The following is a 26,185-nucleotide window of genomic DNA, read 5'->3' as shown; positions in this document are numbered from 1 at the left end:
CTGTAGCGGCGACGTGTCCACGCTAGCGGAACGCCCCGACGGCGACGCCGCGACATGCACCGATCAGGCCAAGCCCAACTGCCTCAACACGTCCTGCGCGTGCTCGTCCGCGCCGTGCACTGCAACCGGGCCTGAGGACGTGGCCCACCAGGCGGCGCAGAGCGCGCGGAGCGCCGACAGCGCGTCGCCCGGCAGTTCCCCGGCCCGCGCGGCCAGATCCAGCGAGCCGCTGCCGACGCGGACCTGCCACGCCGTCTGCTCGCCGATGGCGACCTCGCTCGGCGACTGGTGCAGCGCCCGGAGATCTGCCCCGACGTAGTCGGGACGCAGGCCGCCGGCGGCCTCCAGCAGGTCCTGCGTCGTGCTGACGCCGGTCAGCACCATCAGCACCGGCATCCCGGCGTTGACCGCGCCCGCGATGTCCGTGTCGAGCCGATCCCCGACCATCAACGGCGCCTCGGCGCCGGCGGAGGCGACCGCGCGGTCCAGCAGCGGTCGCTCCGGCTTGCCGGCCACCAGCGGATCCTGGTCGGTCGCCGCCTGCACGAGCGCGACGAGCGCACCATTGCCGGGAACCAGACCTCGCTCCGTCGGCAAGGTGCGGTCACCGTTGCACGAAACCCACAACGCGCCCGCGCGGATCGCCAAGCACGCCTCCGCGAGATCGCGGTACCCGATCTCGGTGTAGAGGCCCTGCACGACCGCGACCGGCTCGTCGGCGAACTCGGTGACCGGCACCAGCCCCGCCTTGTCCACTTCGGACACCAGCGCGGGCGAACCGACCACGAGCACCTTTGAGCCGGGCGGCAGCTTCTCCGCCAGCATCGCGGCGCCAGCCTGGGCGCTGGTGCTCACCTCAGCCCGCTCCGCGTCCAAGCCGAGGCCGGCGAGGTGATCGACGACCGCCTGATCCGGTTTGGACGCGTTGTTGGTCACGTAGCGGACCGGGATGCCGCGGCGGTGCACCTCCTGGATCGCCTCCAGCGCACCAGGAACGAGTTCGCCGCCGCGGAACACCGTGCCGTCGAGGTCGAACAGCACGACGTCGTGGCCATCGAGAAGCGTGCCGCTCACTGCGCTCGCGCGTCCCCTTCCGCGTTGCTCACGTCGGCGTCGGCGGCAGCCGACTTGGCCGCCTTCTCAGAGGTCTCGTCGGACGCTTCGGTCTCGGCCGCCTTCTCGGAGTCAGCACTCGCGGCTTCCGACTGCTCGTCGATCTCCTCGTCGAGGTCGTCGTCGAGGTCGTTGTCGATCCCGTCGGCCTCGTCGTCGAGGTCCTCGTCGTCGATCTCGGCTGCGGCCTCGGCCTCCGTGACGAGCTCGTCGACCACGTCCGGGCCACCCAGCTTCTCGGCGAGCTCCTCAAGCCGCTCCGCGGCATCGGTCTCGTCCTCGTCATCGGCGTTGGCCGCGTGCACGAACCAGGTGAAGGCTTCCCGCTCCCGCCCGGCCGCCAGCAGGTTGTCGGCGTAGGCGTAGAACAGGCGCGCGCTCCACGGCTCCTGGCGCTTCGGGTCCAGCTCCGCCATCTGCAGGCTCACCACCGAGGCCTCGATCTCGCCGAGGTCCCTGCGCGCGCCCGCAGCGACGATGCGCAGTTCGACCGCGTCCTCCTGGTCGAGCTGGGTGGCTTCCTCGCTGCGGCTGAGCTCCACCGCACGCTCCGGCCGCCCCATGGCGCGCTCGCAGTCGGCCATCATCGCCAGGTGCCCGGGCCCGCCGGCCATGCGCCGGACGGCGCGCAGCTCCGCCAGCGCCTCGTTCCACTCTCCGACCAGGTACGCGGCGAGGCCGTTGGCCTCGCGCACCGAAGGAATTCGCGGAGCCCGCTGGCGTGCGTAACGCGCGTGCTCCAGGGCCCGCTCCGGCTCCGAGTCGATCAGCTGACCGGCGGCCACGAGGTGCACCGCGACCTTGTCGGCCAAGCCCTTGGGCAGCGTCAGCAGCTCGCGGCGGATCTCGATGTCCAGATCCCCGGGCTCCAAGCCCTCGGGCAGCTCGGGCTCGCTCTTCGCGGGCGACTCGACGGCCGCCTCGTCACGCGACTCCGCCCGCGGCGAGTCGTGCCGGAAACCACCCCGGCCCCGACGGTCGCCGCCTCGCTGCTCGCCACCGCGGTGGTCTCCGCCGCGACGGTCCCGATCCGGACGGCCGCCACGGTCGCGGTCGAACCGGTCGCCCTGCGGACGCGGCCGGTCATCGCGCCGCCGGTCGTCCCGACGGGGCCGGTCGTCGCGCGGCCGGTCGTCGCGCGGCCGGTCGTCGCGCGGCCGGTCGTCGTCCCGCCGGGGCCGGTCATCGCGCCGGAAACCACCGCGGTCGTCCCGCCGGCGGTCGTCGAAGCCGGGCTTGCCCGGCCGGTCGTCGCGGCGCCCGTAGCCGCCGCGCCGGTCATCACGGCGGAAGTCGCCGCGACCGCGGTCATCACGACCACGGTCGTCACGCTTGAAACCACCACGGTCATCACGACCACGGTCGTCACGCTTGAAACCACCACGGTCATCACGACCACGGTCGTCACGCTTGAAACCACCACGGTCATCACGACCACGGTCGTCACGCTTGAAACCACCACGGTCATCACGACCACGGTCATCACGCTTGAAACCACCACGGTCATCACGACCACGGTCATCACGCTTGAAACCACCACGGTCATCACGACCACGGTCATCACGCTTGAAACCACCACGGTCATCACGACCACGGTCATCACGCTTGAAACCACCACGGTCATCACGACCACGGTCATCACGCTTGAAACCACCACGGTCATCACGACCACGGTCATCACGCTTGAAACCACCACGGTCATCACGACCACGGTCATCACGCTTGAAACCACCACGGTCATCACGACCACGGTCATCACGCTTGAAACCACCACGGTCATCACGACCACGGTCATCACGCTTGAAACCACCACGGTCATCACGACCACGGTCATCACGCTTGAAACCACCACGGTCATCACGGCGGTTGTCGAAGCCGCGACGGCCGTCCTGCGCGTCGAACCGGCGGGGCCGGTCGTCGCGGCTGCGGTCGTCACGACGGTCATCGCGTCGATCGTCTCGGCGAAAGCGGTCCCTGTTGTCGGAGTCACGGCGGAAACCGCCGCGGTCGTCTCGGCGGAAACCACCGCGGTCGTCGCGTTGACCGCCGGGGCGCCCGCCCTGGCCGCGGAACCGGTCGCGGCCGCCGCCGAAGTTGTCGCGGCCGCCCCGGTCGTCCCGGTTGCGGTCGTCTCGATCATTGCGGTTGCCGCGGTTGTCGCGGTCGCCGAAGCGGCGCGCACCACCGTCGCGGTCCCGGCTGGGACCGCCGAAGGAACCACGGCGATCGAAGTTTCCGCGGCCGCCTTGGCCGCCTCGGCCGGCACCGGCCCCACGGCGGGAGTCGCCGCGCCTGTCGTCGGAACCGGACACCGAACCTCCTGAAGCAGAAAAAGAACTGAAGCCCCAACAGCTTAGTCCCACCTGGTGGCGGGTCGCGGGGGGTGGCACCCCCGATGTGAACGGGGACAACTCGTGTGGACCGTGCGGCGTTCGAACGGACACCGCGACGATGCCTGGACGAAAAACAAGAGGCCGACCGGAGATCCGTCCCTCCAAGGACGGGTCCGGTCGGCCCCTTTCAAATAATGTGTCGGCGGTGTCTTACTCTCCCACACCCTGTCGAGTGCAGTACCATCAGCGCTGGGGAGCTTAGCTACCGGGTTCGGAATGGGACCGGGCGGACCCTCCCCGCCATCGCCACCGACAACCCTCAACCCGCCGAAAACGACAGGAAACCAGGCGTCAGAACACGAATGACACATGTTCTATTATCAAATAGGTTCTGGTTGTTGCCCCAGAACCGTATAGTGGGTGCGTAGCAATCTTTGTGAGCAAGTCCTCGGCCTATCAGCACCAGTCAACTCCACACGTTACCGTGCTTCCATATCTGGCCTGTCAACCCAATCATCTCTTGGGGGCCTTAACCCACAACGGGTGGGAGACCTCATCTAGGAACAGGCTTCCCGCTTAGATGCTTTCAGCGGTTATCCCTCCCGAACATAGCCAACCAGCCACGCTCTTGGCAGAACGACTGGCACACCAGAGGTTCGTCCGTCCCGGTCCTCTCGTACTAGGGACAGCCTTCCGCAAGTCTCCTGCGCGCGCGGCGGATAGGGACCGAACTGTCTCACGACGTTCTAAACCCAGCTCGCGTGCCGCTTTAATGGGCGAACAGCCCAACCCTTGGGACCAACTCCAGCCCCAGGATGCGACGAGCCGACATCGAGGTGCCAAACCATGCCGTCGATATGGACTCTTGGGCAAGATCAGCCTGTTATCCCCGGGGTACCTTTTATCCGTTGAGCGACACCGCTTCCACCAGCCAGTGCCGGATCACTAGTCCCTGCTTTCGCACCTGCTCGACCCGTCAGTCTCACAGTCAAGCTCCCTTATACACTTACACTCAACACCTGATTGCCAACCAGGCTGAGGGAACCTTTGGGCGCCTCCGTTACTCTTTGGGAGGCAACCGCCCCAGTTAAACTACCCACCAGGCACTGTCCCCGATCCGGATCACGGACCCGAGTTAGATGCCCGGAACGACCAGAGTGGTATTTCACCAACGACTCCACACCCACTAGCGTGAATGCTTCACAGTCTCCCACCTATCCTACACAAGCCGAACCAAACACCAATACCAAGCTATAGTAAAGGTCCCGGGGTCTTTCCGTCCTGCCGCGCGAAACGAGCATCTTTACTCGTACTGCAATTTCACCGGGCCTGTGGTCGAGACAGCGGAGAAGTCGTTACGCCATTCGTGCAGGTCGGAACTTACCCGACAAGGAATTTCGCTACCTTAGGATGGTTATAGTTACCACCGCCGTTTACTGGCGCTTAAATTCTCCGCTACACCCTTACGGGTTCACGGGTCCTCTTAACGTTCCAGCACCGGGCAGGCGTCAGTCCATATACATCGCCTTACGGCTTCGCATGGACCTGTGTTTTTAGTAAACAGTCGCTTCTCCCTGGCCTCTGCGACCACCACCAGCTCCCACCGCAAGGATGTTCACCAGCAGTGGCCCCCCTTCTCCCAAAGTTACGGGGGCAATTTGCCGAGTTCCTTAACCACAGTTCACCCGACCGCCTCGGTATTCTCTACCTGACCACCTGTGTCGGTTTCGGGTACGGGCCGTGAAGATACTCGCTAGAGGCTTTTCTCGACAGCATGGGATCACTCACATCGCCACAACGGCTACGCATCACCCCTCACCCTGTTGGTGTGCGGATTTACCTACACACCGGGCTACAGGCTTACACCAGTACAACCACTCACTGGCAGAGCTACCCTCCTGCGTCACCCCATCACTTAACTACCGCCCCATCAGGTCCCATGCCAGCACGCATATCACCCAAAGGATCAACACACACCAAGATGGTTAGTATCAAAGGTTTCGCTATGGACGCATCAACACGGGTACGGGAATATCAACCCGTTATCCATCGACTACGCCTGTCGGCCTCGCCTTAGGCCCCGACTCACCCTGGGCGGACGAACCTTCCCCAGGAACCCTTGGTCATCCGGCGGCAGAGATTCTCACTCTGCACTCGCTACTCATGCCTGCATTCTCACTCCCACACACTCCACACCAGGATCACTCCGGCGCTTCACCGCATGCAGGACGCTCCCCTACCCAACAACACCACAGTGTTATTGGCATGGCTTCGGCGGTGCGCTTCAGCCCCGCTACATTGTCGGCGCAGGACCACTTGACCAGTGAGCTATTACGCACTCTTTCAAGGATGGCTGCTTCTAAGCCAACCTCCTGGTTGTCTCGGCGATCCCACATCCTTTCCCACTAAGCGCACACTTAGGGGCCTTAGCCGATGCTCTGGGCTGTTTCCCTCTCGACGACGAAGCTTCTCCCCCGCCGTCTCACTGCCACGCTCAACTCAGGCGTATTCGGAGTTTGGCTGATCTCAGTAACCCGCGAAGGCCCATCAACCAACCAGTGCTCTACCCCACCCAAGCAACCACGCAACGCTGCACCTAAATGCATTTCGGGGAGAACCAGCTATCACGGAGTTTGATTGGCCTTTCACCCCTACCCACAACTCATCCCCCAGGTTTTCAACCCTGGTGGGTTCGGGCCTCCACACGGTCTTACCCGCGCTTCACCCTGGCCATGGGTAGATCACTCCGCTTCGGGTCTACACCACGCGACTAAAAACGCCCTCTTCAGACTCGCTTTCGCTCCGGCTACCCCACACACGGGTTAACCTCGCCACGCAGCAGTAACTCGCAGGCTCATTCTTCAAAAGGCACGCCATCACCCAAAGGCTCTGACGGTTTGCAGGCACACGGTTTCAGGAACTCTTTCACTCCCCTCCCGGGGTACTTTTCACCATTCCCTCACGGTACTATCCACTATCGGTCACCAGGAAGTATTTAGGCTTAGCGAGTGGTCCCGCCAGATTCACAGCACCCTCCACGAAAGCGCTGCTACTCGGGAACACCACCACACGCACTGATCGCATTTTCGCCTACGGGACTCTCACCCACTCCGGCCAGGCTTCCCAACCTGTTCGACTAACACGACACAGCAACGCTGAAGACTCGGTAGCGTCTTCCAGTAACGTCCCACAACCCCGCACACGCAACCCCTACCAGGTATCCCACGCGCACGGTTTAGCCTCTTCCGCTTTCGCTCGCCACTACTCACGGAATCACCAGTGTTTTCTCTTCCTACGGGTACTAAGATGTTTCACTTCCCCGCGTTCCCCCCAACACCCTATATATTCAGGCGCTGGTAACCCGACATCACTCGGGCTGGGTTACCCCATTCGGACACCCTCGGATCACAGCTCGGTTGACAACTCCCCGAGGACTATCGCAGTCTCCCACGTCCTTCATCGGCCCCTGGTACCAAGGCATCCACCATGTGCCCTACATAACTTGGCCACAAAGATGCTCGCACCCACTATACAGTTCTCAAACAACAACCAAACCACCAAGAAAACACCCGACCCCCAAACAGAGGCCACAAAGCGTGTTCCCTCAGACACCCAACAGCGGACCGTTTTGCTAAACGTTAGTGTGTTCCACAATCCATTGAGCACCCAAGCAGCACCACAGTCGGGTACTTCACTCGGACACTCCCAACCCAAAGGCCGGGGCGTGTATTGCTCCTTAGAAAGGAGGTGATCCAGCCGCACCTTCCGGTACGGCTACCTTGTTACGACTTCGTCCCAATCGCCAGTCCCACCTTCGACCACTCCCCCCACAAGGGTTGGGCCATGGGCTTCGGGTGTTACCGACTTTCATGACGTGACGGGCGGTGTGTACAAGGCCCGGGAACGTATTCACCGCAGCAATGCTGATCTGCGATTACTAGCGACTCCGACTTCACGAGGTCGAGTTGCAGACCCCGATCCGAACTGAGACCGGCTTTAAGGGATTCGCTCCACCTCACGATATCGCAACCCTCTGTACCGGCCATTGTAGCATGTGTGAAGCCCTGGGCATAAGGGGCATGATGACTTGACGTCGTCCCCACCTTCCTCCGAGTTGACCCCGGCAGTCCCCCACGAGTCCCCGGCATAACCCGCTGGCAACATGGGGCAAGGGTTGCGCTCGTTGCGGGACTTAACCCAACATCTCACGACACGAGCTGACGACAGCCATGCACCACCTGTACACCAACCACAAGGGAAACTCCATCTCTGGAGCTGTCTAGTGCATGTCAAACCCAGGTAAGGTTCTTCGCGTTGCATCGAATTAATCCACATGCTCCGCCGCTTGTGCGGGCCCCCGTCAATTCCTTTGAGTTTTAGCCTTGCGGCCGTACTCCCCAGGCGGGGCGCTTAATGCGTTAGCTACGGCGCGGAAACAGTGGAACCCATCCCCACACCTAGCGCCCAACGTTTACGGCGTGGACTACCAGGGTATCTAATCCTGTTCGCTCCCCACGCTTTCGCTCCTCAGCGTCAGTATCGGCCCAGAGACCCGCCTTCGCCACCGGTGTTCCTCCTGATATCTGCGCATTTCACCGCTACACCAGGAATTCCAGTCTCCCCTACCGAACTCAAGTCTGCCCGTATCGACCGCAAGCCCACAGTTAAGCTGCAGGTTTTCACGGCCGACGCGACAAACCGCCTACGAGCTCTTTACGCCCAATAAATCCGGACAACGCTCGCACCCTACGTATTACCGCGGCTGCTGGCACGTAGTTAGCCGGTGCTTCTTCTACACCTACCGTCAACCCCAAAAGGAGCCTTCGTCGATGTCGAAAGAGGTTTACAACCCGAAGGCCGTCATCCCCCACGCGGCGTTGCTGCGTCAGGCTTTCGCCCATTGCGCAAGATTCCCCACTGCTGCCTCCCGTAGGAGTCTGGGCCGTGTCTCAGTCCCAGTGTGGCCGGTCACCCTCTCAGGCCGGCTACCCGTCGTCGCCTTGGTAGGCCATCACCCCACCAACAAGCTGATAGGCCGCGGGCTCATCCTGCACCGCCGGAACTTTCCACACACCACCATGCAGTAGTGTGTCATATCCGGTATTAGACCCCGTTTCCAAGGCTTATCCCAGAGTGCAGGGCAGATTACCCACGTGTTACTCACCCGTTCGCCACTCATCCACACCCGAAGATGCTTCAGCGTTCGACTTGCATGTGTTAAGCACGCCGCCAGCGTTCGTCCTGAGCCAGGATCAAACTCTCCAACAATGCTGTTGAACAATCCCAGCAGACACTCAAACCATCAAAGGCGAGCATCATACTCAAAGAAACCACCAACCACACAAAACCTGCATGGTCGGGGGCATAAAAGAACACTAACCAAAACAGTCCGCTGTTGAGTTCTCAAAGAACACACCCACACCATCACCCGACCCCACCAAAAGGGCCCGCAGCTCCGGGGAGCATTTCCTCTTCGCGCTTTTGCTGTTGACCAGAGTAGCAGACCCTTTTTCGGTCTCACCGGGGGGTCACCCCACCGGATCGCCGCCGAATTTCGGCTCGCTATTCCACTCGGCCACAGCCAAGCACTGTTAATCAAAGATCTGACTGGAAACCGCGACCGTGTCCTGCGGACAGAAAGCCCGCCTGACCAATCTCGATTTCCCATTGGGACGCCCACTCTACCACCAGAAGGCAGGAGCTTGGTTCGCGACCCCGTGTCAGTGCCCGGTCCGTTTTTCATCGGCCCGTTCCGCGCTGACCTGAAACAATTTACGCGTTGATCCGCACCAAGTCAAATCGGCTCGGAGCGGCACCGGAAAGAACTGAACATGCAGTTCAGCGCCCCTTTCCGGTGCTGATTCCAGGCTAGTGCACGACCTTGACGCCCGCAGTGTGACGCTTGCCACGACGAATTACCAGCCAGCGGCCGTGCAGCAGATCGTCCTTGCTCGGTGACCACTCCTCATCTGCGATTTTGTCGTTGTTGACGTACGCGCCGCCCTCCTTGATGGTGCGCCGCGCCGCGCCCTTCCCGTTCGCGAGGCCGGTTTCGACGAGCAGGTCCACGATCGTCGGGGCGTCGGCGAGGCGGACCTCCGCGGTCGACACGGCGGCCATCACGGCGTCCAGGGTCGACTCGTCGAGGTCGGCGATCTCGCCCTTGCCGAACAGCGCCTGGCTGGCCGCGACGACCTTGCGGGTCTGGTCCGCGCCGTGCACCAGCGTGGTCAGCTCCTCGGCGAGTCGGCGCTGGCCGGCCCGCAACTGGGGCCGCTCCGCCGTGGTCCGCTCCAGCTCGTCGATCTCCTCGCGGTCGAGGTAGGTGAACAGCCTCAGGTACTTCGCGACGTCGGCGTCGGCGGCGTTGACGAAGTACTGGTACCAGGCGTACGGCGTGGTCATCGTCGGGTCCAGCCAGACGTTGCCGCCGCCGGTGGACTTGCCGAACTTGCGGCCTTCCGAGTCGGTGACCAGCGGCAGGGTCAGCGCGTGCGCCGCGACCGACTCCTGCTTCCGGACCAGGTCGACCCCGGCGATGATGTTGCCCCACTGGTCGGAGCCGCCGAGCTGCAGCCGCGTGCCGTACTTTCGGTACAGCTGCACGTAGTCGTTGGCCTGCAGCAGCATGTAGCTGAACTCGGTATAGGACATGCCGTCGGTTTCCAGCCGCCGCCTCACGGTTTCCCGCGCCAGCATCGTGTTCACCGAGAAGTGCTTTCCGATGTCCCGCAGGAACGCCGTGACCGGCAGGTCGGCGGTCCAGTGCGCGTTGTTCTCCACGATCGCCCCGGTCGGCGAGTCGTCGAAATCGACGAACGCGGACAGCTGGGCACGGATCTTGCCGGTCCACTCCAGCACAGTGTTCTCGTCGTGCAGGTTGCGCTCGCCGAAGTCGCGCGGGTCGCCGATCAAGCCGGTGGCGCCGCCGGCGAGGACCACCGGCCGGTGCCCGGCCTGCTGGAAGCGGCGCAGTGTCAGGATCGGGATCAGGTGCCCGGCGTGCAGGCTGGGGCCGGTCGGGTCGAAACCGGCATAGAGCGTGAGCGGTCCGCCGTCGAGTTCCCGCCGCAGCGAGTCGAGGTCGGTGGATTGCGCGATCAGGCCGCGCCAGGTCAGCTCGTCAAGGATGTGCTCGCTCACGCAGTTCAGTTTCGCGCATCCCCGCAACCGGGTTTACGTCCGGGCCTGGATGCGGCGACGCCCGCCACGCCGGTACGAGCTGACCGCCGAGGAGCCGTCCACCCAGGTCCGCCACGGCAGATCCATCGCCGCGGCGACGCCGACCCGGGGCCCGCTGCGGATGTCGTCCTCGCCGACCAGGGTGCCGTTGTACAGCCGGATCGGCGACTCCGGACTGGTGAGGTCGACGCCGTTGTGCTCTCCGGTGATGCCGAGCACCCCGGCCAGCCGAGCGGGCCCGCTGGCGAGCTGGGCATCCTTGCGGACCGCCGACCGCCGGGAGCGGGCGAGCTCGGTACCCGTGGTGACCTCCCCGGCGCGCAGCAGGACCGCGCCGGGGACACCGTCGGTGAGGCACACGACGTTGATGCAGAAGTGCATCCCGTAGACGAAGTACACGTACAGGTGACCGGCCGGGCCGAACATCACCGCGTTGCGCTCGGTGCGCCCGCGGTAGCAGTGCGACGCGGGGTCGTCCATGCCGCGGTAGGCCTCGACCTCGACCAGGCGCACGCCGACCTCGCCCTGCGGGCTCGTCGATCGCAGTTCGCAGCCGAGCAACCGGCGGGCCACCCACAGCGGATCGAGGGCTAGTTCGTCGCGTGTCACCTGACTCACACGCTCGACCCTACCGGTCGTGCCCAAACCGTGATCACTTGGAGAGCCACTCGCGATGTCGCCGCACTCCGGCGACAACGCGTTCGCGCTGCTCGGCGACCCTGTTCGGGGCGGTGCCGCCATGCGCGTCGCGGGAGGCGATCGAGCCCTCGACGGTCAGCACCTCGCGTACCTGCGGGGTGAGCGCCGGGTTGGCCGCGGCGAGCTCCTCGTCGGTCAGTTCCTCAAGTCCGACGCCGCGGGCCTCGGCGGTGCGCACGCACTCCCCCGACGCCTCGTGAGCGACGCGGAACGGGATTCCCTGGCGCACCAGCCACTCCGCGATGTCGGTGGCGAGGGTGAAGCCGGCGGGCGCGAGCTCGGCGAGCCGTTCGGTGTGGAAGGTCAGGGTGCCGAGCATGCCCGCCATCGCGGGCAGCAGCAGTTCCAGCTGCTCGACGGAGTCGAAGACCGGCTCCTTGTCCTCCTGCAGGTCCCGGTTGTAGGCCAGCGGCTGCGCCTTCAGCGTGGCCAGCAGCCCGCTGAGGTTGCCGATGAGCCGCCCGGACTTGCCGCGGGCCAGCTCGGCGACGTCCGGGTTCTTCTTCTGCGGCATGATCGAACTGCCGGTGGCCCAGGCGTCGTCGAGGGTCACGTAGCCGAATTCGGCGGTGTTCCAGATGATCACCTCTTCGGCGATGCGCGAGAGGTTCACGCCGAGCATCGCGAGGCAGAACGCGGCCTCGGCGGCGAAGTCGCGCGAAGCGGTGCCGTCGATGGAGTTGTCGACGGCACCGGCGAAGCCGAGCTCGGCGGCGACGGCCTGCGGGTCGAGCCCGAGCGAGGAGCCCGCCAGGGCGCCCGAGCCGTAGGGCGAGTAGGCGGTGCGGGCGTCCCAGTCGCGGAAGCGCTGGACGTCGCGGAGCAGCGCCTGGCAGTGCGCGAGAAGGTGGTGCGCCAGCAGCACCGGTTGCGCGTGCTGCAGGTGGGTGCGGCCGGGCAGCACCGCCTCGGGGTGTTCGGTGGCCTGGGCGACGAGGGCGTCGACGATGTCGAGGACGCCAGCGACGACGCGACGGTTGGCGTCGCGCAGCCACATCCGGAACAGGGTGGCGACCTGGTCGTTCCTGGAGCGGCCGGCGCGCAGCTTGCCGCCGAGTTCCGGGCCGACGCGTTCCAGCAGGCCGCGTTCGAGGGCGGTGTGCACGTCTTCGTCGTCGATCACCGGCTGGAAGGTGCCCGCCTCGACGTCGGCGGCCAGGGTGTCCAGGCCCGCGAGCATCCGCTCGAGTTCGTCGGCGGTGAGCAGCCCGGCGCGGTGCAGCACGCGGGCGTGGGCTCGGGAGCCGGCGATGTCGTAGGGCGCCAGGCGCCAGTCGAAGTGCGTCGACAGGCTCAGCGCGGCCATCGCTTCGGCCGGGCCGGAGGCGAACCGGCCGCCCCAGAGCTTGGTGGGCTCGCTGCCTTGCTGCGTCACGGTGTTCCCTCAGTCGTGTCAGGTTGTTGCTGTCGGTGCGGTTTTGTGCCGGGGGGAGCGCAATTTCGCGAGAAATTGACGTTCACCCGGGTGACGGTCAAATTCTCGCGAAATTGCGCCCCCACCGGGTGATGGGGTGGTGGGCGCCCATCCTGTCGGTGTCAGACGCGCTGGGCGCGGCGACCTTGCTGGGCAAGCCCCACAAAGGAGTTGCCCGCGTCATAGGTCGCCAGGCCCAGCACGACCCGCTCACTCATCGCCTTGCTCCCTAGAACCCTGCCCGCTGCCGTCCACCGTGGACCGCGCTTCGGCGTCCACTTCGGGCTGCCGTTCCCCGGCTGCCATCTCGGTAAACCGCTCGGCCAGCTGGTGCCCGGTGAGGGGCTCGCGAGCGACGATCATCACGGTGTCGTCGCCCGCGATGGAACCGACCACCTCCGGCAGCGCGGCCCGGTCTATGGCGCTGGCCAGGAACTGCGCCGCGCCCGGCGGGGTGCGCAACACGGTCAGGTTGCCCGCCCCGCCGGCCCCGACGAGCAGTTCGCCGAGCAGTCGGCTCAGCCGCGAGGTGCCGCCCTGCACACCGCGGACCGGGCTGCCGTCCTCGGGGATGACGTAGACCGCCGCGCCGCCGTCGGCGCCCCGCAGCTTGACCGCGCCGAGCTCATCGAGGTCCCGGGACAGCGTCGCCTGGGTGACCTCGATGCCGTCGCCGGATAGCAGCTTGACCAGTTCGGTCTGGCTGCGGATGCCCATCGACGCGACCAGTTCGACGATGCGGGCCTGCCGCGCGACCCGGGTCGTCATGGTCGTCGCACCAGCCACGCCAGCAGCGCCTTCTGCGCGTGCAGGCGGTTCTCTGCCTCGTCGAACACCGCGCTGGCCGGGCCGTCGATCACCTCGTCGGTGATTTCCATGCCGCGGTGCGCGGGCAGGCAGTGCAGGACGCTCGTGTCGGCCTTGCCGGTGGCGGCCAGCAGCTCGGAGTTGACCTGGAACGGCCGGAACGGGCTGACCCGGTCCTTGCCGTCGTTCTCCTGCCCCATCGACGTCCAGGAGTCGGTGACCAGCACGTCCGAGCCCTCGACCGCGCCGTTCGGGGTGTTGAACAGCTCGACCGAGCCGCCGGTCTCGGCGGCTCGCTTCTTGGCCGCGTCCAGCACCCAGTCCAGCGGCCGGAAGCCCTCCGGCGCGCCGACGCGGACGTGCATGCCTGCGGTGGCACCGCCGACCATCAGCGAGTGCGCCATGTTGTTGGCGCCGTCGCCGAGGTAGGTCAGGGTCAGCCCGGCGAGCTTGCCGTGCCGTTCCCGGATGGTCTGCAGGTCGGCGAGCACCTGGCAGGGGTGGAAGTCGTCGGTGAGCGCGTTGATCACCGGCACGCGGGACGCCGAGGCCATGGCGTCGATGCGGGCCTGCGCGAAGGTCCGCCACACCACGGCGTCGACGTAACGGGACAGCACCCGGGAGGTGTCCTCGATGGTCTCCTCGCGGCCGAGCTGCATCATCCGCCCGTCCACGACGACCGGCTGGCCGCCGAGCTGAGCGATGCCGACCTCGAAGGAGAGGCGGGTGCGGGTGGAGTTCTTCTCGAAGATCACCGCGATCGACTTGGGCCCGGCCAGCGCGTCGGAGCCGAGCGGGTCGGCCTTGAACTGGTCGGCGAGGTCGAGGACCTCGGCCTGTTCGTCGGGCGCGAGGTCGTCGTCGCGGAGGAAGTGCCGGGGCATCAGTGGTTCTCCTTGGCAGCGTCGAGCCAGGCGGGCAGGTCGGCGAGCAGCCGCTGCACCTGCTCGGGGCGCACGATCAGTGGTGGGGCCAGCCGGATCGCGTCGGGCTGGATGGGGTTGATCAGGTAGCCGGCTTCCTGCGCGGCGGCGGCGATCTTGACCGACACCGGCTCGGTGAGGCCGATGCCGACGAGCAGGCCCGCGCCGCGCACCTCGCCGATCAGCGGGTGATCGAGCTGCTGCAGGCCGGTGACCAGGTCCTTGCCGACCTGCTCGACGTGTTCGAGCAGCGCGTCGGCGGCGATGGTGTCCAGCACCGCCAGCGCCGCGGCGCAGACCACCGGGTTGCCGCCGAAGGTGGTGCCGTGCTGGCCGGGGTGCAGCAGGTCGCCGGCGGCGCCGATGCCGATGCAGGCGCCGATCGGCAGGCCGCCGCCGAGGCCCTTGGCCAGGGTGATCACGTCGGGCAAGACGCCCGCGCGCTGGAAGGCGAACCACGAGCCGGTGCGGCCAATGCCGGTCTGCACCTCGTCGAACACCAGCAGCGCGCCGTTGCGGGTGGCGATCTCCCGGGCTGCCTGCAGGTAGCCCTCGGGCGGTACGACCACGCCGTTCTCGCCCTGGATGGGCTCCAGGAAGACCGCCGCGGTGTTGTCGTCCACTTCGGACTCGAGCGCGGCCACGTCGCCGTAGGGCAAGTGCACGACGCCGGGCGGCATCGGCTCGAAGGGCTGCTGCTTGGCGGGCTGGCCGGTGAGCGCGAGGGCTCCCATGGTGCGGCCGTGGAAGCCGCCGTGGGCGGCGACGAGCTTGGCCCTGCCGGTCAGCCGCGCGATCTTGAACGCGACCTCGTTGGCCTCGGCACCGGAGTTGCAGAACAGCACCCGCCCCTGGCCGGTCGCGCCGGCGAGGTCCAGCAGCCGTTCGGCGAGCTTGAGGCCCAGCTCGTGCACGTAGAGGTTGGAGACGTGGCCGAGCTTGCCGATCTGCGCGGTGACGGCCTGCACCACGGCGGGGTGCGCGTGGCCGAGCGCGTTGACCGCGATGCCACTGAGGAAGTCCAGGTAGGTCTTGCCGTCTGCGTCGGTCACCTCGGCGCCCGAGCCGCTGACGAGGGTCAGCTTGGGGGTGCCGTAGTTGTCCATCATGGACGCTTGCCAGCGCTGCGCTCCCGCGGCGTTGGTGGTCATCAGTTCTCGCCCTCCTCTGCCTGTGCGGGCAGCACCATCGTGCCGACTCCGGCGCTGGTGAAAACCTCCAGCAGGACCGAGTGCGCGAGGCGGCCGTCGATGACGTGCGCCCGCGGCACCCCGCCGCGCACCGCGCGCAGGCAGGCCTCCATCTTCGGGACCATGCCGCTGGACAGGCCGGGCAGCAGTTCCGCCAGCTGGTCGGCGTCCAGGCGCGACACCAGCGAGGAGCGGTCCGGCCAGTTCGTGTAGAGGCCCTCGACGTCGGTGAGCACCACGAGCTTCTCGGCACCGAGCGCGACTGCCAGCGCCCCGGCGGCGGTGTCGGCGTTGACGTTGTGCACCACGCCGTTGACGTCGGGGGCGACGGTGGAGACGACCGGGATGCGACCGGCCTTGATCAGGTCGAGCACCGCGTCGGCGTTGACCGACACCACGTCGCCGACGAGCCCGACGTCCACGGCCTCGCCGTCGACCGTCGCGGTGCGGCGCTCGGCGGTGAACAGCCGGGCGTCCTCGCCGGACATGCCGACCGCGAACGGCCCGTTCTGGTTGATCAGCCCGACGAGCTCCCGCCCGACCTGGCCGACCAGCACCATGCGCACCACGTCCATGGTCTCCGGGGAGGTCACCCGCAGGCCGCCGCGGAACTCGCCTTCCAAGCCGAGCCGGTCGAGCATCGCGGTGATCTGCGGGCCGCCGCCGTGCACCACCACCGGGTGCAGCCCGGCGAGCCGCAGGAACACCATGTCGTGCGCGAAGGCGCGCTTGAGCTCGTCGTCGATCATCGCGTTGCCGCCGTACTTGACCACGACGGTCGCGCCGTGGAAGCGCTGCAGCCACGGGAGGGCCTCGACGAGGACGCTGGCCTTCTCGGCCGCGGTGGCCAGCCGGTCGCTGGTTTCTTGCTGGGTCATGACGAGTATGCGCTGTTCTCTTCGACGTAATCGTGGGACAGGTCGGTGGTCAGGATGGTCGCCGCGTGCTCGCCGAGGTGCAGGTCCACGACGATCTCGATGGCGCGGCCGGACAGGTCCGCCGCGCTGCGGTCGCGGGCCTTGGTGCCGTCGGCGTAGAGCGTGACGCCGTTGGTGGCGATCTCCAGCTTGGCCACGTCGATCTCGGCGTCGACCCGACCGAGCGCCATCGCGATCCGGCCCCAGTTCGGGTCGGAGCCGAACATCGCGGTCTTGACCAGGTTGTCCTCGGCGATGGTGCGGCCGATGGCGACCGCGTCGGCCTCGCTGGCCGCGCCGCGCACGGTGATGTCGATGGTCTTGGTAGCGCCCTCGGCGTCGTCCTGCAGCTGGCGGACCAGGTCCGTGCAGACCGCGGTGAGCAGCTCGGCGAAGTCCTCTTTGGACGGTTCGACGCCGGAGGCACCGGATGCCAGCACCAGCACGGTGTCGTTGGTGGAGGTGCCGCCGTCGACGTCCAGCCGGTCGAAGGTGACCCGGGTGGCCGCGCGCAGCGCCTCGTCGAGGTCGTCGCCGCCGATCATCGCGTCGGTGGTGATGACGCTGAGCATGGTGGCCAGGTTCGGCGCGAGCATCCCGGCGCCCTTGGCGAAGCCGCCGATCGACCAGCCCGCGTCGTGCTTCCCGAGAGCCTGCTTGGGTTTGCTGTCGGTGGTGAGCACGGCGGTGGCCGCGTCGAGACCGGCTTGGTCGTCGTTCGCCAGCGCCTTGGCCGCGGTGTCCACGCCTGACAGCAGCGCGTCCATCGGCAGCCGCTCGCCGATCAGGCCGGTGGAGCAGACCGCGACCTCGATGGCGCCGACGCCCAGCACGTCGGCCACCTTCTCGGCGGTGGCGTGGGTGTCCTGGAAGCCCTCCGGGCCGGTGCAGGCGTTGGCGCAGCCGGAGTTGAGCACCACCGAGCGAAGCTTGCGCTCCTTGAGCACCTGCTGCGACCACAGCACCGGCGCCGCCTTGACCTTGTTGGTGGTGAACACCCCGGCCGCGGCCTGCTGCGGGCCGTCGTTGACGACCAGCGCGACATCACGCGCGCCCGCGGCCTTGATCCCGGCGGCGACCCCGGCCGCCCGGAAACCGGCAGGTCCGGTCACGCTCATTGGCTCTCCTCTGCTTTGCGGGACACTCACGCCCGGGGCATCTTGCGGAACGGGCGCAGCCGGGGCACCTTGCGGAACGGGCGGCTTACCACGCTCATAACGTCGCCTCGACGACATGCCCGGCGGCGGTCAGGACGTCGGCGGCCCTCTCCGCGGCGTCCGCGGGCACCAGGACCCAGTCGGTGTCGAAAGTGGACAGCGTGAAGACGCTGATCTCGGCTTCGGCCAGCGGCACCAGCAGCGCGGCCAGGAAGCCGGTCAACGCGAACTCCAGCGGCCCGGCGACCTCCAGCGCCCGGAACGGGCCCTCGACCCGCACATCGGGACCGGCCTCGGCGGCCAGCGAATGCGGGAAGACGATGGTGCGGCCCGCCCCGGTGGTCAGGCTGCCGTGGATCGGCGCGGTCCCGCCGGTCAGGGCCAGGTTGGCGTGCGCCGGAACCATGCCGACCGCCAGCGGCTCGGCGTGCAGCCGGAGCTTGAGCCCGGTCATGGCGCCACCCCGACGGTCGGCAGCCCGGTGGTCTCCGGCAGGCCGACCGCGAGGTTCATGCACTGCACGGCACCACCGGCGGTCCCCTTGGTGAGGTTGTCCTCGGCCCCGACGATGATCAGCCGCCCGGCGTCCGGATCCACCGCCAGCTGCAGGTGGACGGTGTTCGCGCCCAGCGTGGCGGAGGTCTGCGGCCAGTGGCCCTCGGGCAGCACGTGCACGAACGGCTCGTCGCCGTAAGCGTCGAGGTAGACCTTGCGCGCGGCGTCCGCGTCAGCGCCCTCGCGCAGCGGAGCGGAGCAGGTGGCGAGGATGCCGCGCGGCATCGGAGCGAGGACCGGGGTGAACGAAACCTTCACCGGCTCCCCCGCCGCGGCGCTCAGGTTCTGGATCAGCTCCGGCGTGTGCCGGTGCGCGCCACCCACGCCGTAGACGCTGGCGGAACCCATCACCTCGGCGGAGAGCAGGTGCGGCTTGAGCGCGCGGCCGGCACCGGAGGTGCCGGTGACCGCGACGACGACAGCGTCCGGCTCGACGAGCCCGGCGGCGAGCGCGGGGACGAGCGCCAGCGAGGACACCGTCGGGAAGCAGCCGGGGACGGCGACGCGGCGGGAGCCGCGGAGCCGGTCGCGGGCGCCGGGGAGCTCGGGGATGCCGTAGGGCCAGGTGCCGGGGTGTTCGCCGCCGTACCAGCGGGCCCAGTCGGTGGGATCGTTGAGCCGGTGGTCGGCGCCGCAGTCGATGATGGTGGTGTCCTCGCCGAGCTCGGCGGCGATGGCCGCGGAGTGGCCGTGCGGGAGCGCGAGGAAGACGACGTCGTGCCCGGCGAGTTCGGCGGTCGTGGTCTCGGTGAGCACGCGGTCCGCCAGCGGCAGCAGGTTCGGGTGGTGCTGCCCGAGCTTGCTCCCGGCGTTCCCGCCCGCGGTCAACGCGCCGATCTCCACCTGCGGGTGCGACAGCAGCAGGCGGAGCAGTTCCCCGCCCGCGTACCCGCTTGCACCGGCAACAGCCACTCGAACCGTCATACGGATGATTATGCACTCCGATGCAATATTAATCAAACGGGCGTTCGGCCGCGCGCGGCGAACGGACCATTCGACCACCTAGGAGCCTGTTGCAAAATTACGCCCACCACGGACCGTGATCGATCGATCACGGCTGAGATGGCCACTGGCGGACAAACGGCGGCGATCGAGACTGATTTGGTACTTCGGTTCAGTCGTTTTCGCCGAAAACGCAACAGGCTCCTAGATGAAGCAAACGGGCCGTTCGCCCCAATCCTCCCACCCGCGAGGGCCGAACAGAGGGTCTTGAGTGCGTAGCCGGGCTCCAGCCCGACTACGCACTCAAGACCCGTCTGAGCCAGACCAGGCGGAGGTCGCGGATCAGCGAGAAGCACTCCAGGGTGCCTTCGGCCGAGTCGGAGTTGCCCGTCCAGCCGTGTGGACTGACGAACACCGCACCCAGGCCATCGCCGCCCGGAGCACGGCAGAAGTCCAAGCCCCACAGGTAGATCCGCGCGGCGGCGACCTTGTCGCCGTCACGGTCGACTTCGCACAGCGCGAACTTCTTCGGCTGGTACGCCCCGGCCAGGTCCTCCAGCACCGCCGGAAGCTCGTCCTCACCCCAAGGCCCCAGCGAAAACGCCGCTCCAACATCCCGACTCCCATCTGCCGATCAACGTGCGAGAAGATTACCGAGAAACTTGCTCGTTAACAGTCGCCGAATCGAGTGGTCGATCTTGCGATGTCCGATTTCGGAGCAGCGGGGTGCCAAGATGTGCGGCATGGCGACGTCTCCGGACCCGAAGGTGCTCAAGATCCAGATCGGGATCGAGCTGCGCCGCCTACGCGAGAACGCGGGCCGCACCGCCGCCGAAGCAGCCGAAGTTCTGGGCGGCGCCGTCCCCAAGATCAGCAAGATCGAGAACGGCAAGCAAGCCGCGACACCAGAAGAAGTCGAGACGTTGTCGGACTTCTACGGCGCACCGGCGAAGCGCCGAAAGTACTTGACGGGCCTTGCGACGCAGGTTCCGAAACGCAGCCGTCGCCAAACCATGTACCGCGACGCGGTCCCGGACTGGTTCCAACACTTCCTGGCGCTGGAGAGCGACGCATCGGAGATCTACAACTACGAGCTCGAGACTGTCACGGGGTTGCTGCAGACAGAGGACTACGCTCGCTCGACGATCCGGAATTGGGAACCTGCCGCAGATCCTCGGTTGATCGAGAGCCAGGTTCAGACCCGCATGCAGCGCCAGGCCATCCTGCGGAAGCCAAGCAGGCTGCAGGCCTTGGACATGGTGGTCAGCGAAGCCGCGCTTCGACGGATTCAGGGCAGCAGGGAGATCATGCGGGCCCAACTGCACCACCTGCTTGATCTCTCCGAGCATCCCAAGGTCGAACTTCGAGTAATGCCGTTCGAAGCAGCAAGTCGGATAACGGTTCTCTCGTCGTTCACGCTCTTCCAACTCGCCCAGCAGGAACTATCGGCTGTTTACCTGGAAGACATTCTCGGCGCTACCTACCTCTGGGAGCCGAACGAGTACACGCGCTACAGCGTGGTCTACGGACGCCTCCGAGCGGCTGCTCTCCCGCCGTCGGAATCCCGGGATCTCATCTATAAGGTGGCCACGTCATACCAGTGAGTGACCAGGAGGGGTAACAATGCCTACCCCGGATTTCACCGCCGCAACTTGGCGCAAGAGCACCTACAGCGGTTCCAACGGAGGCCAGTGCGTCGAAGTGGCCTGGCGCAGGAGCAGTCGAAGTGGTTCCAACGGCGGCGCCTGCGTCGAAGTGGCTGTCCAGCCGGCTGTTGTCGGCGTGCGGGACTCGAAGGATCCTGATGGTCCCGTGCTGGTCTTCGGCCCTGGCGCCTTTGCGCGGTTCCTCGGCACTTTGAAGCGTTAGGCACACGGACCTGCTGGTTAGGGCCCGTGAGTACTTTCGGGTGCTATAGCCCCCAAAAGTACTCACGGGCCTACGCGGTTGTAGCGCACCCGGTCGCCCTTGCGCGGGGCGACGAGGCTGAGGGTCGCCCTGCGTTCGTCATGGACACCGCGCCTGGATCCGCCGCTGACATCGGGGTAGTGCCTGCCCTTAGCCTCGAACTCGTGCAGGTGTCAGCCCTCCCAGCCGAAGGAGATCTGGAGGATGTGGTGCAGCTCATCGAGCGGTGTGTCGCCGGGCAGGGAAAGGCGCCGCCAGATCGACGGTTCGCTGCCGACGATACCGACCTTGACCTGGTACGCGGTGTGGCTGCGCCGGACACGTGATCGAATTCGGTCCCGGGCGACGGCGCCCCAAACAGCGATCCGACGGATGGACGCGGTGTTCACCGGTCTTGCGCCGGCCTTTCGCGGGCTTGCGCTTGCGTCCCTTGCTCACCGGACTCACCTGGATAACCTCGCACAACACCGTCGCAGCACCGCTGAGCAGGTCGACCGGTCGTCCGCGCTATGGTGGGCATGATGTTGGTGACGCAGAGCGATGATCCCGGGGACGCCGGGCCGCAAACCTTGCCCGAGACCTTGCTCAGCCTACTCGGCCAGTTGTCCCCGGCCGCGCCGGTCGACCCGGCCCGCTCGGCACTGGTGGACCAGGCGGTCTCGGTGTTGCGGCGGCCCGGGTTCGACACGCTGTTGTCATTGCCGCAGTTGGCATTCGAGCCGTTCGACTACCAGCGGGAGACCGCGTCCACCGTATTGCGGCGCATGAGAGGCCGGGCGATCCTCGCCGACGAGGTCGGGCTGGGCAAGACCATCGAAGCCGGACTGATCGCCTCCGAGCTACGACTCCGGGGCTTGGCCGACCGGACATTGGTGATCACCCCAGCTGGCCTGGTCGAGCAGTGGCGGGACGAACTGGAACGCAAATTCGGCCTGCCCACCGCGATCATATCCGGCAAGGATCGGGCAATCGATGAACGCGGAAACCGGCCGGTGCTGCTGGTCTCGCTGGCCGCGGCCCGCCGGGACCCGCTGAAGGCCGAACTCACCGGCGCCGGATGGGACCTGGTGATCGCCGACGAGGCACACCGGCTGCGGTCCGCGCGCAGCGCGTCGGGAAAACTTATCCGGGCGCTGAGTGCGCGGTTCCTCCTGCTGTTGACGGCCACCCCGGTGGAAAACCGCCTGCAGGATCTGTACGAGATGATTTCCCTTGTCGCGCCCGGATTGCTCGGCACGCCGGCGCAGTTCCGCGCCCGGCATGTTGCCGCCGGTGGCGACGTGAACAGCCCCCGCAACCTGGCTGAGCTGCGGAGCAGGACCCGCCAGGTGATGGTGCGTCACCGGCGCAGCGAGGTCGCGCTACGGCTACCGCAACGCCTCGCCGAAACCACGCTGGTCACTCCGGACGCCGACGAGCAGGCTCTGTATGCGGAGCTGACCGAGCGGATCCGAGTCGAGGCCAAGGAAGCGCCCGCCGCACGGCGACTGGCGCTGCGCTCGGTCGCCAGGCTGGCCGGTTCCACACCGGCGGCAGCCGCGCCGACCATGACCAAACTCGGCTGGACCGATCTGGCGGCCACGGCGAAGTCGATCACCTATCCGGCCAAACTTCGCCTGCTGACGGCGAAGCTGGGCGAGTACGCGGCACGCGGGGAGAAGGTGCTGGTGTTCACCGCTTTCCGGCAGACCCTGGACACGGTCGCCGAAGCGGCACGGGCGGCGGGGATCAGCGCCGTCGTCTACCACGGCGGCCTGCCCCGGGCAGAAAAAGAGCGGGTGATCGGAGCCTTCCGCGACACCGAACAGGTGTTGCTGTCCACGGAGTCCGCCGGCGAAGGCCGCAACCTCCAGTTCTGTCACGTCATGATCAACCTTGACCTGCCGTGGAACCCCATGCAGATCGAACAGCGCCTCGGCCGCCTGCACCGGGTCGGCCAGACCCACGATGTGCTGCTGACCAACCTGGCCTGCCGGGGAACCATCGAGGAACGGATCTTGCACGTTCTGGAGACCAAAATCAACATGTTCGAGCTCGTCGTCGGGGAACTCGACATGATCCTTGGCCGGATCGACGAGGATTTCGACTTCGAAAAGGCGGTGTTCGAGGCCTTCGCCTCGACCGAGAACGAATCCGCCTTCGCCCGCCGCATGGACGAAATCGGCGAAGAACTCGCGGCGGCACGCACGTCCTACGTGGCGGATCGGCGCAATGTCGATGCCCTGGTCGGGGAGGACAACGAATGACCGGCCGCCGCAACTCCGCCTTCGCTTTCTGGCTGGACTACCTGGACTCCCAGGGCGGGCTGTGGGAACCCTCGGGCGAGGCGGTGCTGACGGTTCTGCCCGACCAACTGGCCGCCGCGCACGACCTGCCGGAGTCCACGCTGATCACCGATGATCCGGACATCGCCCGGGAAGATGGCGTGCAGTTCCTCGGCGCCGGACATCCCGTGATCGACAAGGCCGCCGGAGCCGTCATCGACGCCGCCGACGTCGGGACGCTCACCCTGCCTCACGGCTCGAAACCGATGTCCACCGAAGACCTGCTGGCGTTGATCCGCGACCGCATGCCTGTCGACCACGGCCGGATCGACGCGACCGGCGCACCGATCCGGACCCATCGTGCGACGCTGCGACTGGGCGCGCTGGTCAGCCACACCGTCTCGGCCGAGGAGCAGTTCACCGAAGTCTCCGAATGCCTGCTCGACCTCGCGTCGCTGATCGCCTGGCCCGAGCAAGTCGCGGCCCGGGTGCGAGACGCCATGGCCGCCACCGACACCGGACCCGCGCGCCACGTCCCGGGAAACGCCCTGATCCCGGCGCTAGCCGCCACGCATTCGCTACTCGACGAGGCGGCCGCGTCGCGAGGCCGAGTACTGGCCCAGACGGCGGATGCCGAGCGCGCCGCCGAGACCACCCGGGCCAACGAGTACTATGCCGCGGCGCTCGCCGCCATCGACAAACGCCGCACCGATGCCGATCCAGACCGCGCGGCCCTGCTGGACGCCCGCGCCCAGGCCACGATCGCCGAGCGTGATCGACGGCTGGCCGAGATCGGCGAGAAATACCGCCACCAGCACAAGCTGCGGCCCTACCGGCTGCACATCATCGACGTGCCCGCCTGGCGTCTGACCACCGATATCCGGCGTGGCGACCGCCGCTGGCCCGTCGTCTTCGACTACCTGCCATTGGTGAGTGACCTCGCTCCCACTCGGTGCCCGAACTGCGACGCCCACGCGCCGCTGGTGGCGACCAAGACCCACCTCGGTTGCAGTGTCTGTTCCCCTGCCAAAACGACGCCGCCGCCGGCTGCGCCTGCGCCACCATCCCGGAACCAAGCCGCCCAGCCGACGCGGGAAAAACCCGGCAAGACACCTAAAACGGTGCCTGCGAAAGACAAGGTGGCGGCACCCCCGCGAGCCGACCGCAAGCAGCCCGTCGCCCGGCCGATTCTGCCGGGCAAGGCCGAGGAACTGGAAGCCGCGGCATTCTGGAACTACCTCGGCGCGGGTGAAAACCGGAAACTCGCCCGGCTCATCGCTCCGGACTCTCCGCTGGCCGCTCTCACCCGCGTCTACGGCAGCGCCGGCGCCCTGCGCGGAATCGGCGTCCCCACCGGCCACACACTGATGAAATTCACCTGCCAGAACTACGACCGTCCGGTCGCCGGACAACGCGGCGGCACCGCGGGCGCGCTTTACACCGACCACGGCACTTTCCCGTACCTGCTGCTGTGGTCACCCGATCGGCTCCTGGAAGAAATCTTCCCCTACGCAGCCCCCTGGCATCTCGGGATGGCCGCCCGGATGATACTCAAGCCAGTCACCCACGCTCCACCCGCGCATCACAAGCTCGACACCGTGGCCGGCCTCCTCCTCGACCGCACGACCGCGCGCCACGGCCTGACCTTCACCGCCCGCTGCCTGGCGGCCTGGTGGCGCCTCCCGAGCCCCGACGACCTCCTCACCCGGTTCTCACCCCGGGTCATCGCGGCGACCGTCGACCGGGCGATCCGCTACTGGTCCGGCACCGCAAAGGCCACCTACCCTGACGCAGCCGTTGCCTTCAACGCGGACGAGTCCGCCGTCCGCAAGGCCACCGCCGTAGTCCAGAAACAACTCCGGCTCGATAGCACCCGAAACTGGTGACGCCGTACCGAGGCGCAAGCGGACTCTCCTGGTCGTCGCGGTTGTCCGCTGCCGCGTGCCCGCAGTCGCGGCATGTGCAGGACGTGTTGGCCGCGATTGTGCTGCGCCACAAGGACTCCGGAATCCTGACTTGCGCATGTTCGCCTGCGGACTTTCAGCGATCGGGCCGGCACTCTCCGCCGAACCCGGGATTTCGGGCGCATGACCGGAAACCCCGGCCTTAACGAGGCGGTCCCACGCCCGGTGTTTCGGCACCCCGCTTCGAGATCGACGGGGCCCGACCGGCATCATCGTTGCCGATGACGATGACCCCACCCCGCCCCGGCAAGGTGGCCCACCGCGATTCGACGTCGAGTCCGGTAGGTCGGCGGGTGCGGTTGCGGCGGGTCGAGCCTGCGGACCGGCGCACCCTGATGCGGTTCGACCGGGAGTCCTCGCGCGAGCACTTCCCGAAGTTCGACGGATTCCGGCATTGGGCGGCGCACCGGGCGAACCACCCGGAATCCGGCGACGACATCCAGCTCGCCATCGAGACGCTGCACGACCGGACCCTGGTCGGCTCGATGTTCACCAGCCAGGCGGAACCCGGTTCCGGCCGGTTCAGCTACGGCATCGGGATCGGCCCCCAGCACCGCCGGCGCGGCTACGCCCACGACGCGATCAGCACCCTGCTCGCGTACATGTTCGGGCGGGGCCGCTACCGCAAGTGCGAGGTCGGGATCTACGACGGCAACCTCGCTTCCCTTGCGCTGCACGGCAAACTCGGCTTCCGCGAGGAAGGCCACCTGCGCGACCCGGAGTTCCTGTGCGGCGGGGCCCAGTACCTCGTGCTGATGGGCATCACCGCGACCGAGTTCGTGGCCCACAACCTCACTCGCCGATGACCGGCGGCGCC

At 66.9% G+C, this 26,185-nt stretch carries 20 protein-coding genes and 3 rRNA genes; 6 read left to right on the top strand and 17 right to left on the bottom strand.

All coding sequences use genetic code 11. From position 1 onward, the window contains the following. Positions 1-63 precede the first annotated feature (63 nt). Positions 64-1,074: an HAD-IIA family hydrolase gene (locus DL519_RS42155; RefSeq protein WP_190823309.1), complete on the bottom strand. Its 1,011-nt coding sequence runs from the start codon at positions 1,072-1,074 to the stop codon at positions 64-66. Further along, complete coding sequence (locus tag DL519_RS42150) at positions 1,071-1,985, bottom strand: tetratricopeptide repeat protein (RefSeq protein ID WP_190823307.1); 915 nt, start codon at positions 1,983-1,985, stop codon at positions 1,071-1,073. The genes DL519_RS42155 and DL519_RS42150 overlap by 4 nt, the downstream gene beginning before the upstream one ends. Before the next feature lie 78 nt (positions 1,986-2,063). On the opposite strand from DL519_RS42150, the gene DL519_RS42145 reads away from it, so the two are divergent. Continuing rightward, positions 2,064-3,437 carry a hypothetical protein gene (locus DL519_RS42145; RefSeq protein ID WP_190823305.1) on the top strand — a complete coding sequence of 458 codons (1,374 nt, stop codon included), beginning with the start codon at positions 2,064-2,066 and terminating at the stop codon, positions 3,435-3,437. Between the two features lie 206 nt (positions 3,438-3,643). On the opposite strand, the gene rrf is transcribed toward DL519_RS42145, so the two are convergent. The 14 genes from rrf to DL519_RS42075 form a co-directional block, all read right to left on the bottom strand. After that, positions 3,644-3,760: ribosomal RNA gene (rrf, locus tag DL519_RS42140) — 5S ribosomal RNA — on the bottom strand. A gap of 122 nt (positions 3,761-3,882) precedes the next feature. Next, a 23S ribosomal RNA gene (locus DL519_RS42135) occupies positions 3,883-6,954 on the bottom strand. Between the two features lie 232 nt (positions 6,955-7,186). Then, positions 7,187-8,714, bottom strand: a 16S ribosomal RNA gene (locus tag DL519_RS42130). Together the 16S, 23S and 5S rRNA genes form the textbook arrangement of a ribosomal RNA operon. 600 nt (positions 8,715-9,314) lie before the next feature. Beyond that, a complete protein-coding gene (gene tyrS, locus DL519_RS42125) occupies positions 9,315-10,589 on the bottom strand; it encodes a tyrosine--tRNA ligase (protein ID WP_190823304.1) in 1,275 nt (424 codons plus the stop codon). A 33-nt stretch (positions 10,590-10,622) separates the two neighbouring features. Then, positions 10,623-11,246, bottom strand: coding sequence for a DNA-3-methyladenine glycosylase (locus DL519_RS42120; protein WP_190823302.1), 624 nt, complete (start codon positions 11,244-11,246; stop codon positions 10,623-10,625). Between the two features lie 34 nt (positions 11,247-11,280). Then, positions 11,281-12,702, bottom strand: coding sequence for an argininosuccinate lyase (argH, locus tag DL519_RS42115; RefSeq protein ID WP_190823300.1), 1,422 nt, complete (start codon positions 12,700-12,702; stop codon positions 11,281-11,283). A gap of 249 nt (positions 12,703-12,951) precedes the next feature. Then, positions 12,952-13,509: an arginine repressor gene (locus tag DL519_RS42110; protein WP_190823298.1), complete on the bottom strand. Its 558-nt coding sequence runs from the start codon at positions 13,507-13,509 to the stop codon at positions 12,952-12,954. Then, positions 13,506-14,432, bottom strand: a complete 927-nt coding sequence (gene argF, locus DL519_RS42105) for an ornithine carbamoyltransferase (RefSeq protein ID WP_190823295.1) — start codon at positions 14,430-14,432, stop codon at positions 13,506-13,508. The genes DL519_RS42110 and argF overlap by 4 nt, the downstream gene beginning before the upstream one ends. Continuing rightward, a complete protein-coding gene (locus DL519_RS42100; RefSeq protein WP_190823293.1) occupies positions 14,432-15,622 on the bottom strand; it encodes an acetylornithine transaminase in 1,191 nt (396 codons plus the stop codon). Before DL519_RS42100 ends, argF begins: the two co-directional genes overlap by 1 nt. Further along, the gene (gene argB, locus DL519_RS42095) at positions 15,622-16,539 is read right to left on the bottom strand and encodes an acetylglutamate kinase (protein WP_190823291.1); all 918 of its coding nucleotides are present in this window, start codon (positions 16,537-16,539) and stop codon (positions 15,622-15,624) included. The genes DL519_RS42100 and argB overlap by 1 nt, the downstream gene beginning before the upstream one ends. Next, entirely contained in the window at positions 16,536-17,696 is a 1,161-nt protein-coding gene (argJ, locus tag DL519_RS42090; protein WP_190823289.1) for a bifunctional glutamate N-acetyltransferase/amino-acid acetyltransferase ArgJ, read from the bottom strand. The genes argB and argJ overlap by 4 nt, the downstream gene beginning before the upstream one ends. 94 nt (positions 17,697-17,790) lie before the next feature. Beyond that, complete coding sequence (locus DL519_RS42085) at positions 17,791-18,189, bottom strand: ACT domain-containing protein (protein ID WP_190823287.1); 399 nt, start codon at positions 18,187-18,189, stop codon at positions 17,791-17,793. After that, positions 18,186-19,214, bottom strand: coding sequence for an N-acetyl-gamma-glutamyl-phosphate reductase (argC, locus tag DL519_RS42080; protein ID WP_190823285.1), 1,029 nt, complete (start codon positions 19,212-19,214; stop codon positions 18,186-18,188). Before argC ends, DL519_RS42085 begins: the two co-directional genes overlap by 4 nt. A 313-nt stretch (positions 19,215-19,527) precedes the next feature. Then, positions 19,528-19,794 (bottom strand): hypothetical protein, encoded by a 267-nt coding sequence (locus DL519_RS42075; RefSeq protein ID WP_190823283.1) that lies wholly within the window; start codon positions 19,792-19,794, stop codon positions 19,528-19,530. A 181-nt stretch (positions 19,795-19,975) separates the two neighbouring features. On the opposite strand from DL519_RS42075, the gene DL519_RS42070 reads away from it, so the two are divergent. Both DL519_RS42070 and DL519_RS42065 read left to right on the top strand, forming a co-directional pair. After that, on the top strand, positions 19,976-20,836 hold the full coding sequence (locus DL519_RS42070; protein WP_190823281.1) for a helix-turn-helix domain-containing protein: 861 nt from the start codon (positions 19,976-19,978) through the stop codon (positions 20,834-20,836). Positions 20,837-20,855: 19 nt separating this feature from the next. Continuing rightward, a complete protein-coding gene (locus tag DL519_RS42065; protein WP_190823279.1) occupies positions 20,856-21,101 on the top strand; it encodes a DUF397 domain-containing protein in 246 nt (81 codons plus the stop codon). A gap of 212 nt (positions 21,102-21,313) precedes the next feature. Here DL519_RS42065 and DL519_RS42060 read toward each other — a convergent pair whose 3' ends face one another. Next, positions 21,314-21,529 carry an IS1096 element passenger TnpR family protein gene (locus tag DL519_RS42060; RefSeq protein WP_190823277.1) on the bottom strand — a complete coding sequence of 72 codons (216 nt, stop codon included), beginning with the start codon at positions 21,527-21,529 and terminating at the stop codon, positions 21,314-21,316. A 129-nt stretch (positions 21,530-21,658) separates the two neighbouring features. Here DL519_RS42060 and DL519_RS42055 point away from each other — a divergent pair, with 129 nt between their 5' ends. The 3 genes from DL519_RS42055 (at position 21,659) to DL519_RS42045 (ending at position 26,174) form a co-directional block, all read left to right on the top strand. Beyond that, positions 21,659-23,386 carry a DEAD/DEAH box helicase gene (locus DL519_RS42055; protein ID WP_190823275.1) on the top strand — a complete coding sequence of 576 codons (1,728 nt, stop codon included), beginning with the start codon at positions 21,659-21,661 and terminating at the stop codon, positions 23,384-23,386. Then, a complete protein-coding gene (locus DL519_RS42050; protein ID WP_190823273.1) occupies positions 23,383-25,290 on the top strand; it encodes a hypothetical protein in 1,908 nt (635 codons plus the stop codon). The genes DL519_RS42055 and DL519_RS42050 overlap by 4 nt, the downstream gene beginning before the upstream one ends. Before the next feature lie 299 nt (positions 25,291-25,589). Then, on the top strand, positions 25,590-26,174 hold the full coding sequence (locus DL519_RS42045; protein WP_397545024.1) for a GNAT family N-acetyltransferase: 585 nt from the start codon (positions 25,590-25,592) through the stop codon (positions 26,172-26,174). Positions 26,175-26,185 lie beyond the last annotated feature (11 nt).

The organism is Saccharopolyspora pogona, assembly GCF_014697215.1.
Lineage (GTDB): Bacteria > Actinomycetota > Actinomycetes > Mycobacteriales > Pseudonocardiaceae > Saccharopolyspora > Saccharopolyspora hattusasensis.
The sequence above is the reverse complement of the archived record's forward strand: the minus strand, read 5'-3'. Positions and strand labels throughout refer to the sequence as shown.

Bases quoted from the DNA above. Each gene is read 5' to 3' on its own strand.
- DL519_RS42110 (WP_190823298.1), bottom strand. From the start codon at position 13,509: ATGACGACCCGGGTCGCGCGGCAGGCCCGCATCGTCGAACTGGTCGCG.
- argF (WP_190823295.1), bottom strand. From the start codon at position 14,432: ATGCCCCGGCACTTCCTCCGCGACGACGACCTCGCGCCCGACGAACAG.
- DL519_RS42100 (WP_190823293.1), bottom strand. From the start codon at position 15,622: ATGACCACCAACGCCGCGGGAGCGCAGCGCTGGCAAGCGTCCATGATG.
- argB (WP_190823291.1), bottom strand. From the start codon at position 16,539: ATGACCCAGCAAGAAACCAGCGACCGGCTGGCCACCGCGGCCGAGAAG.
- argJ (WP_190823289.1), bottom strand. From the start codon at position 17,696: ATGAGCGTGACCGGACCTGCCGGTTTCCGGGCGGCCGGGGTCGCCGCC.
- DL519_RS42085 (WP_190823287.1), bottom strand. From the start codon at position 18,189: ATGACCGGGCTCAAGCTCCGGCTGCACGCCGAGCCGCTGGCGGTCGGC.
- argC (WP_190823285.1), bottom strand. From the start codon at position 19,214: ATGACGGTTCGAGTGGCTGTTGCCGGTGCAAGCGGGTACGCGGGCGGG.
- DL519_RS42070 (WP_190823281.1), top strand. From the start codon at position 19,976: ATGGCGACGTCTCCGGACCCGAAGGTGCTCAAGATCCAGATCGGGATC.
- DL519_RS42065 (WP_190823279.1), top strand. From the start codon at position 20,856: ATGCCTACCCCGGATTTCACCGCCGCAACTTGGCGCAAGAGCACCTAC.
- DL519_RS42055 (WP_190823275.1), top strand. From the start codon at position 21,659: ATGATGTTGGTGACGCAGAGCGATGATCCCGGGGACGCCGGGCCGCAA.
- DL519_RS42050 (WP_190823273.1), top strand. From the start codon at position 23,383: ATGACCGGCCGCCGCAACTCCGCCTTCGCTTTCTGGCTGGACTACCTG.
- DL519_RS42045 (WP_397545024.1), top strand. From the start codon at position 25,590: ATGACGATGACCCCACCCCGCCCCGGCAAGGTGGCCCACCGCGATTCG.